Below are 9,247 nucleotides of genomic sequence, written 5' to 3'. Positions count from 1 at the left end.
TTGAGGTAGGTTCGGGTGTCAGGTCGATGATGCTATGCAGGTTCCATGCATCTTCTACTACATATACTGTATTTTCTGTCTCTTCGTAATTTCCGCTGCTGTCCATGACCGACAATTTTACTTTGAACCTGTAGTCGGCATCGTCCGCTTCCTCCTCTGTATAAATATGGACAGGGTTTTGTTCGGAGGAACCCCACCAGTCGTCCTCGCTGAACTCCCAGTCCCATGATTTGGCTGTGCCGTTAGTAGTCTTATCCGTAAAATGAACTTCATATATTATTCCTGAATATTTCAGGTAGGTCGGATATGATGTCCAGTCATCCGTATTTATCCTGTATACCTGCCAGTCGAAATCAGGTTCGATGGCTGCTGCAGGTATGACTATAATCGAGCATATTATTATCAGCGCAAGAAATGCACCTGTTATATTTCGTTTATAATTCATTCGAATCCCACCTTTCCGCTTATAATAACTAAATAGAACAAAGCTGCCAGGATTATTGCGGCAATTACCGACGATAAGATCGCGGCACGCCCTTCTATCTCGTTGCATTCTTCAAGCCCTTTTGCCTGGAGGTATATGGTCCAGATCGGGGCAATATACAGCCCGAATAACGGGATCAATCCTACGGCTGCAAAGGGAGCCGATGCATACATGGTAACCTTCATAGACTCGTCAGGGAACATCTCCTCTCCGAAGATCTTGCTGATCGCGAACGTTAAGAGTCCGTATATGGCAAGTGTCAGGACAAGGAATATGAATACCTCAATTATCAGTGTTACAAGCGATGCGGGATTGCTCCCGAGACCGGAAAATGTATCGAGGCCGGGAAGAATTTTGCTTGCAAGAAATCCGGTGAGCATCGTATTGACGACTGCCGATATCGCCATCATGACAAGCATGAACTTCAGGCCGTCGCTAAGTTCATCCGAGTACAGTGAAGGAAATGTTCCTGAAGGATTTCTAAGAAGGCCCACAAATTTATCCAGGAAGGAAAGGTACTGTCCGTTTCCATAATCCTTCTCTCCGTAGCCGCTTTCGAGTCCTGAATCATACTCATCGTATCCGCCCCTGCGATAGTCGTCAGCCTGCCCGTATTCGTCGCGATAGTTTCCGTATTCATCCTGCATCGCGAGATCCTGTCTTTTTTGCAGGAAAGGATCCCTCTCTGCTTCTTTCTCCGAATGTCTTTGGGCCGATGCATCGGAAATGGCATATAAAACCCTGTCCCGATCACCTGCATCGGCAAATACTATCTGCATAGCATCCGTCATCCCGTTTGAATATCTTATTGAGAGTTCGATGCACGGTTCGTAGTACCCGCTCTGAACCGGCCTGAAACCTGTTATATATTCGTAATAATATGAAAACGGTGAAACCCCGGTCGATTCACGGGGCACGAATGCCAGACGATAATTAGTTACAGACAGCTGGTATGTATTCGCGCTCAGTTTAACTGTTGTCTGAACGATCGTCTGTTCCCTGGCATAGTCATATGTGTCCAAGAGATCACCTGCTGAAATATGCAACTTTAAATAAAATAGATTTATTGCAGAAATTGTGAGAGATGTGAACTGCTGTCAGCATGAACGCCGGTACCCTCTACCGATCTGATCGATGCTCTGTGACAGGTGCCTGAGAAAAATTTCTCTGATATCCCGATCCTAATATTCGCCCGGATAGCGATGAATTGAAAGAGATTATAAACGCACCTGAAGATGCAAAAAAGTCAGGTTAAAATCCGGACTTCACTTTCACACCGCCTGCCATTATGCTCATGTATATGAAACCAGATAACCTCTTTTATAAGAGAAATGGATCGAATTATTATTCGCGGGGCGAGGGAGCACAATCTCAAAAATATCTCCGTTTCGCTCCCCCGTGATGAATTAATAGTAATTACAGGGGTTTCGGGCAGCGGTAAGTCCACGCTTGCATTCGACACTATATATGCCGAAGGGCAGAGAAGATATGTCGAATCGCTCTCCGCCTATGCCCGCCAGTTCCTCGGGCTGATGAACAAGCCGGATGTCGATTCCATCGACGGGCTCTCCCCTGCGATATCAATAGAGCAGAAGACCACATCGAAGAATCCGAGAAGTACTGTCGGAACGGTCACAGAAATTTACGACTATCTCCGTCTTCTTTTTGCAAGGATCGGTGTGCCTTACTGCCCGGAGCACAACATAAGGATCGAATCCCAGTCGGCGGACAGGATTGCAGAAGCGGTAACTGCCGAATTTTCAGGGATGGTGAATATACTCTCGCCGGTAATCCGGCAGAAGAAGGGAACATACCAGCAGCTCCTGAAGGACCTGAATTCCGATGGATTTACCCGGGCGAGGGTAGACGGCAATATCGTCCGGACCGACGAAGAGATCTCTCTTGAAAGATACGTGAAACACGATATAGAGATCGTGATCGATCGACTTGATCCCTCTGGGGAGCGGAGCCGTCTTGTGGAGGCCCTGGAGACAGCGATCGAGAGATCGGGCGGCCTCGTGATAATTCAGGGCGATGAAAAAGAACAGATATTCTCATCGAAGATGGCCTGTCCCATATGCGGAATAGGGTTCGAGGAGCTCCAGCCGAGGATGTTCTCGTTCAACAGTCCGTTCGGTGCGTGCGAGGAGTGTAACGGCCTCGGAATAAAGATGGACTTCGATCCTGACCTGATAATTCCCGACAGGAGCAAATCACTGTCTGACGGTGCTGTAGCAATGTACAGGAACTTCCTTGACGGGTACAGGGTTCAGTATCTTGCGGCGGTTGCGAAGCATTTCGGGTTCGATATCTTCACCCCGATCTCTGAGCTTTCCGACGAACAGTATAATGCACTGATGTTCGGTTCGAACGATAAGATTCGGTTCGATATGAGAGCGAAGGGAGGAGATGCCTACTGGTCGCACAACGGTAGATGGGAGGGTCTTCTTCCGCAGGCCGAACGGCTCTACGGTCAGACGAAATCCGAGTACAGGAAGAAAGAACTCGAGAAGTTCATGCGGATATCCGAGTGTCCTTCGTGTAAGGGAAAAAGGCTCAAGGACAAGGTTCTTGCAGTACGCATCAATGAGAATTCAATTGTAGATGTCACCGACATGCCTGTAAGCCGGTGCCTCGAATTCTTCGAAAACCTTGAACTGACAGACAAGGAGAGGGAGATCGCAAAACAGATCTTAAAAGAGATCAGGTCGAGGCTTGTCTTCCTCGAACAAGTCGGCCTGGGATATCTCACTTTGTCTAGAAATGCGGGAACTCTCTCGGGGGGCGAAGCCCAGAGGATCAGGCTTGCGACACAGATCGGGTCTAACCTGACCGGGGTCCTTTATGTCCTTGACGAGCCTTCGATCGGTCTTCACCAGAGAGACAACCATAAGTTGATCGAGACTTTACAGAAGCTCCGCGATCTCGGGAACACTCTAGTCGTCGTCGAGCATGACGAGGATACTATCCGGCAGGCCGATTATGTCCTCGATATGGGTCCCGGCGCAGGAATTCACGGGGGATTCGTAGTCGCCGAAGGGACGCCGGGGGAAATATCGGATAATCCGAAATCGATCACCGGACAATATCTTTCCGGGATAGAGGAGATCAAAGTCCCTTCGAAGAGGAGGGAATTCAAAAATTCTGTGAAAATCTACGGCTGTACGCAGAATAATCTGAAATCCGTAGATGCAAAGATACCTTTGGGACTCTTTACCGTCGTGACGGGAGTCTCCGGCAGCGGAAAATCCACACTGATCTACGACACCCTTTATCGTGCCCTGGTGAAGGAGCTGTACAAATCGAAGACTTCACCGGGATCTTACAGGGAGATGGTCTTCGACGAGAAGATCGACAAAGTGATCGTGATCGACCAGAGCCCGATTGGCAGAACACCGCGTTCGAACCCGGCGACCTACACAAAGGTATTCGATGAGATAAGAAAGGTGTTCGCCGAGACGAAGGAGGCGAAGATACGCGGTTACAAGCCCGGCCGGTTCTCGTTCAATGTCAAAGGCGGACGATGCGAGGCATGCGGCGGAGAGGGCCTGATTAAGATCGAGATGAACTTCCTGCCCGACGTCTACGTCGAGTGCGAGGAGTGCAAGGGAACGAGGTTCAACTCAGAGACGCTCGAGGTGAAGTACAAGGGGAAGTCGATCGCCGAGGTCCTGGATATGACGGTCGAAGAGGCGTATGAACTGTTTGAAAACATTCCCTCCATCAGAAGCAAACTCGGGACACTGTGCCGCGTCGGTCTCGGGTACATAAAACTCGGGCAGAGCTCGACAACGCTCTCGGGCGGAGAAGCACAGAGGATAAAGCTCACGAGAGAACTTTCGAAACGTGCCACCGGTAATACGATATACCTTCTCGACGAACCGACGACCGGACTCCATTTCCATGATGTAAGGAAACTTATCGAGGTGCTTGACAGCCTTGTGGAGAAAGGGAACACAGTCGTTGTAATCGAGCATAACCTTGATGTGATAAAATCGGCAGATTATATTATCGACCTCGGCCCCGAAGGAGGTGACGGCGGCGGCGAGATCATCGCGGAAGGAACCCCGGAGGAGGTTGCTGAATCCGGGATCAGCTATACGGGAAAGTTCCTCGTCCCGCTGCTGAAAAAAGGGAAATGATACTGACATGAACACCGACTCTCTTCCGGAAGAGCCAGGCTGTTATATATACAGGGATTCCGTGGGAACTCCCGTATATATCGGCAAGGCGAAAAACCTTAAGAAGAGAGTATCGAGCTATTTTACAGGCAGTCACGATCCGAAGACAAATGCAATGCTCGGCGTGGCCGAAGATTTCGACTATATCGTCACCCGGAGCGAGACGGAGGCCCTGATCCTCGAGAACAACCTGATCAAGAGATACCAGCCGAAATACAATATCGATCTCAGGGACTCGAAGAACTACGCCTATATTCATATCACCGGCGGAAAGTTCCCGCGGATCGGAATCGCGAGGAGGAAAGGTGACTCAGGGGAATACTTCGGGCCTTTCGTATCCGCAAAGGAGAGGGATTATGTTCTTTCTGTCGTACGAAAGACATTTCGGCTTCGATCGTGCAGGAAACTCAGGAAGAGGGCATGTCTCAGGTATCATATGGGCACGTGCAGCGCCCCGTGCATCGGGCAGATCAGCGCGGAGGATTATTCCGATCTCGTTCGTAAGGCGGTCTCAGTACTGAAAGGAAATAATTCGGAGATAATCTCTTCTCTTAAGGAGGAGATGGCCGGACTCTCGGCCGCACGGGAATTCGAAAAAGCGATGGTTGTCCGGGACCAGATAACGGCGGTCCGGCACTTGTCCGAAAGGCAGCATATAGACCAAAGAAAGGATACGGACGAGGATATAATCAATTATACCGTCAGGGACGGGATTATGTATCTCATGCTCTTTTCCGTCTACAAGGGAACACTGGGCGAAAAGAAAGAGTTCGTATTCGACTGCGACGAGGGCTCTTTCGGGGAGTTCATAATCCAGTACTACGCAGAGAACGAGCCTCCCCGCGAACTGATCCTCCCGGAGATCCCGGACGAGGCGCTCGAAGACTACCTTTCCTCGATAAAAGGAATGAAGGTCCGTGTAACCGTTCCGCAGAAGGGAGAGAAGAAGGCGCTCCTGGATCTCGTGAAGAAGAATATCGAATCGGTGTTCTTCGGCGGCGAGGCGAAAGTGGAGAGACTTAGGAAGGCGCTGCACCTGACAGAGTCCCCCGATGTTATCGAGTGCTTCGACATATCCCACCTGTCGGGGACGGCGATGGTAGGATCTATGGTCCAGTTCCGCTACGGAAAACCCGACAAACGGAATTACAGGCGGTTCAGGATCAAAGCTGTCGAAGGGATCGATGACTTCGCTTCTATCGCTGAGGTCGTCGGGAGAAGATACTCGCGCCTTATTAAGGAGGAAGCCGAGCTTCCCGATCTTATCGTAATCGACGGCGGCAAGGGTCAGCTCTCATCGGCTCTCGGGGAGCTCGAGAAACTGGATGTGGGTATTCCGGTCATCTCTCTTGCAAAAAGGGAGGAGGAAGTCTTTGTCCCCGGCATGTCGTCCCCCCTGCCGCTGAAGAAAAACGACAAGGCATCGCTGTTTCTCCAGGAGATTAGGGACGAGGCGCACAGGTTCGCAATTTCATACAACAGGCTGCTCAGGTCGAAGGAGGCATTCGATGAAGACTGAAAAGAAATTTAAACTGGTGTCAGATTTCGCTCCGGCCGGATCCCAGCCGGAGGCGATCAAAGAACTCGACGAAGGGCTGAAGAAAGGCGAGAGGTTCCAGACCCTCCTCGGGGTTACCGGTTCGGGGAAGACATTTACCATAGCCAACGTCATCGAATATTACCAGAAGCCTGCTCTTGTTCTCGCGCACAACAAGACGCTTGCCGCACAGCTCTACAACGAGTTTAAGGAGTTCTTCCCCGGGAACAGGGTGGAATATTTCGTATCCTATTATGACTATTACCAGCCGGAATCGTATATACCGCAGAAGGACCAGTATATCGAGAAGGATGCGCAGATCAACCCGAAGATCGAGCAGATGCGGCTTGCTGCAACTGCTTCGCTTCTGTCGAGAACCGATGTTATCGTTGTCGCCTCCGTCTCTGCGATATACGGTCTCGGCAATCCGGAAAATTTCGAAAATCTCGGGTTCGAGCTGAAGACCGGAGACCGGATAAAAAGGAACGATCTCCTGATGAAACTTGTCGATATCCTTTTCGAGAGGAACGATACCGAACTGATGCCGGGCCGGTTCAGGGTCCGCGGGGATACTATCGACTTGATACCAGGTTATTTCAACAACATCATCCGTATCGAGATGTTCGGCGACGAGATCGAGAGGATATCCGAGGTGGATAAGAACACGGGTGAGATCCTCGAACCGATGAAGTATTTCTTCGTCTATCCGGCCCGCCATTATGTCATCCCAGAGGAGGAGAAGGCCGCGGCGATCGAGGCGATAAAAGCCGAGCTCGAGGAGAGACTTCCTTTGCTTGGACCGCTGGAGGCTCACCGCCTTAAGCAGAGGACTCTTTACGACATGGAGATGATCGAGGAGACGGGATCCTGCAAGGGCATAGAGAATTATTCGCGGCATTTTGACAGGCGGGCGGAGGGCGAGAAACCGTTCTGCCTGCTCGACTACTTCCCTGATGATTTCCTACTCGTCGTGGACGAGAGCCACCAGACGCTCCCGCAGGTCAGGGGGATGTACAACGGTGACCGGTCGAGAAAGATCCCTCTCGTAGATTACGGTTTCAGGCTTCCTTCGGCATTTGACAACCGCCCTCTCGTCTTCAATGAATTCGAGGAGTACATGAGGCACGTGATCTTCGTATCGGCGACGCCGGGTATATACGAGGAGGAGCATTCGCTGAATGTAGTGGAGCAGATCATACGTCCTACAGGACTTGTGGATCCTCTTGTCGAGATCAGGCCGGTCAGGGGCCAGATGGCCGATGTGCTTGAAGAGATCCAGAAGACGACCGAGAAGGGCGACCGGGTGCTGATCACCACGCTGACAAAGAAGCTTGCCGAAGAACTGACAGAATTCCTTGCATCGAAGAAGATAAAGACACGGTATCTTCATTCGGACATCAAGACCATAGAGAGAACAGAAATAATCCGGGAACTTCGCCTGGGAAAGTTCGACGTGCTGGTCGGAATCAACCTGCTCAGGGAGGGACTTGACATCCCAGAAGTAGGATTCATTGGAATACTCGATGCGGACAAAGAAGGCTTCCTTCGTGATTCGAGGAGCCTGATCCAGATCATCGGGCGTGCGGCAAGAAATGCCAACTCTTATGTCGTCCTGTACGCCGACAATATGACAGACTCGATTAAGAAGGCGGTATCCGAGACCGAACGCCGCAGGAATATGCAGCTGGAGTTCAACGAATCTCACGGGATTGTACCAGTCACGATCAAGAAACCCGTGAGGGAGAAGGAGATCGACATAAAGGATATCAAACACATCCCGAAGGCCGAGATCCCAAACCTGATAATCGAGCTCGAGGCCGATATGGATGCGGCTGCCGAAGCGCTTGATTTCGAGAGGGCGATCGTGCTCAGGGACAGGATCAGGCAGCTAAGTGAAGAGACGGAAGAAGGCGGCGGAAAGAAAAAAGGAAGGCGTTATTAATCCCTGATTTCAACGAGCCCTCTCCTGAACTCGTCGATATATTCCTGCATCGAGAGGCTTCCTTCGGGAAAAGGGCAGTCGATATCATACATTTTGTCGATCATCGGATCGGACGGGAGGATCTTCATCTCAGTTCCGGTCTTTTCGCACGCCTCAACCATCGCCTTCCTGAACGGTCCGATGCAGTAGGCGATCCTTTTTTTGTAATTACATCTTGTTTTTTCGAGATATCCGGTAAGTCTTTGAACTTCGATCCTGTGGAAGTCCGCCCGGATTTTTTCATCTGTTGTCTTGCCCAGCATGTAATGGTAATGTGCGAACGGGTACATCAGTTCGAGTTCGGCCGGAACTGTCCCGCATGTCCCGAATATCGTGATATGATAGCTTTCCTCCGGGAGAACGGTGTCGATTATGCTCCTGAAAAGTTTATGCGAAGGGCTCTGGCTGTAGGGTTTTCGTATTGCACAGGGAATGAATATCCCGATCTCCCTCTTCGGGATATCGTACTCGTCGATGATGTAGCGGTAGGCATCCTCGAACTCCTGCCTGTAGAACGGGGGATCGAAGATCTCGTACCTGTTCCCCTCGCGATCCACAACAAATTCAGGTTCTTTTTCTGTCAATCCGTATCTCCTTTGGAGATTATATCAACGACTTCCAGTTCGTAGACCATATCTTCGCCCGCCATGGGGTGATTCGCATCGACTACGATATATGAACCGGCCACCTTCAGGACTTTCACAAAACCTGCCTCTTTTCCGTCAAGGGAGATCTTCAGGTATTTTCCCGGTTCCGGTTCTTCGGCAAGATCGAGTTTCTTCCTCTTAAGCCTAAGGACAAGAGTCTTTCTGTATTTGCCGTAGGCCTTTTCGCACGGGAGTTCTACGGTCTTTTTCTCACCCGGTGACATGCCGGTAAGTGCATCCTCAAATTCGGGATTGATCCTTCCTTCACCGATCGTAACAGTCTCTGTTTCTCCTTCTTCCGGGGATTCAAACGGAATACCTTCCGATGTTCTGCTTGAAAATAGGACTTTTACAGTATCTCCCTTTTCGACAATATTCATTGCTTCCAGTACTTTTTGTCTCTCACAGGTATATATC

At 50.3% G+C, this 9,247-nt stretch carries 7 protein-coding genes; 3 read left to right on the top strand and 4 right to left on the bottom strand.

The window, feature by feature from the left end; all coding sequences use genetic code 11:
* Together METPAY_RS00565 and METPAY_RS00560 are read right to left on the bottom strand one after the other, a co-directional pair.
* Positions 1-445, bottom strand: a 445-nt coding sequence (locus METPAY_RS00565; protein WP_048148206.1) for a PKD domain-containing protein, incomplete at its 3' end; no start/stop codon positions are given.
* Positions 442-1,506 carry a YIP1 family protein gene (locus METPAY_RS00560; RefSeq protein ID WP_048148205.1) on the bottom strand — a complete coding sequence of 355 codons (1,065 nt, stop codon included), beginning with the start codon at positions 1,504-1,506 and terminating at the stop codon, positions 442-444. The genes METPAY_RS00565 and METPAY_RS00560, both read right to left, overlap by 4 nt.
* Before the next feature lie 309 nt (positions 1,507-1,815).
* Between METPAY_RS00560 and uvrA the strand changes: the two genes are divergently transcribed.
* The 3 genes from uvrA to uvrB are packed head-to-tail and all read left to right on the top strand — an operon-like array spanning position 1,816 to position 8,144.
* A complete protein-coding gene (gene uvrA, locus METPAY_RS00555; protein ID WP_048148203.1) occupies positions 1,816-4,626 on the top strand; it encodes an excinuclease ABC subunit UvrA in 2,811 nt (936 codons plus the stop codon).
* A gap of 7 nt (positions 4,627-4,633) precedes the next feature.
* The gene (gene uvrC / locus METPAY_RS00550; RefSeq protein ID WP_048148202.1) at positions 4,634-6,184 is read left to right on the top strand and encodes an excinuclease ABC subunit UvrC; all 1,551 of its coding nucleotides are present in this window, start codon (positions 4,634-4,636) and stop codon (positions 6,182-6,184) included.
* The gene (gene uvrB / locus METPAY_RS00545) at positions 6,174-8,144 is read left to right on the top strand and encodes an excinuclease ABC subunit UvrB (RefSeq protein ID WP_048148200.1); all 1,971 of its coding nucleotides are present in this window, start codon (positions 6,174-6,176) and stop codon (positions 8,142-8,144) included. Before uvrC ends, uvrB begins: the two co-directional genes overlap by 11 nt.
* Here the strand turns inward: uvrB and METPAY_RS00540 are convergent.
* Together METPAY_RS00540 and METPAY_RS00535 are read right to left on the bottom strand one after the other, a co-directional pair.
* Positions 8,141-8,767 (bottom strand): DUF5591 domain-containing protein, encoded by a 627-nt coding sequence (locus METPAY_RS00540; protein ID WP_048148197.1) that lies wholly within the window; start codon positions 8,765-8,767, stop codon positions 8,141-8,143. The genes uvrB and METPAY_RS00540 overlap by 4 nt on opposite strands.
* Entirely contained in the window at positions 8,764-9,210 is a 447-nt protein-coding gene (locus METPAY_RS00535; RefSeq protein WP_048148210.1) for an FKBP-type peptidyl-prolyl cis-trans isomerase, read from the bottom strand. Before METPAY_RS00535 ends, METPAY_RS00540 begins: the two co-directional genes overlap by 4 nt.
* Positions 9,211-9,247 lie beyond the last annotated feature (37 nt).

Origin of the sequence: Methanolacinia paynteri (assembly GCF_000784355.1) — an archaeon.
Classification (GTDB): domain Archaea; phylum Halobacteriota; class Methanomicrobia; order Methanomicrobiales; family Methanomicrobiaceae; genus Methanolacinia; species Methanolacinia paynteri.
This window is presented reverse-complemented; position numbering and strand designations above follow the sequence as displayed.

Excerpts from the sequence above, each read along its gene's own strand:
- uvrA (WP_048148203.1), top strand. The coding sequence starts at position 1,816 with ATGGATCGAATTATTATTCGCGGGGCGAGGGAGCACAATCTCAAAAAT.
- uvrC (WP_048148202.1), top strand. The coding sequence starts at position 4,634 with ATGAACACCGACTCTCTTCCGGAAGAGCCAGGCTGTTATATATACAGG.
- uvrB (WP_048148200.1), top strand. The coding sequence starts at position 6,174 with ATGAAGACTGAAAAGAAATTTAAACTGGTGTCAGATTTCGCTCCGGCC.
- METPAY_RS00535 (WP_048148210.1), bottom strand. The coding sequence starts at position 9,210 with ATGAATATTGTCGAAAAGGGAGATACTGTAAAAGTCCTATTTTCAAGC.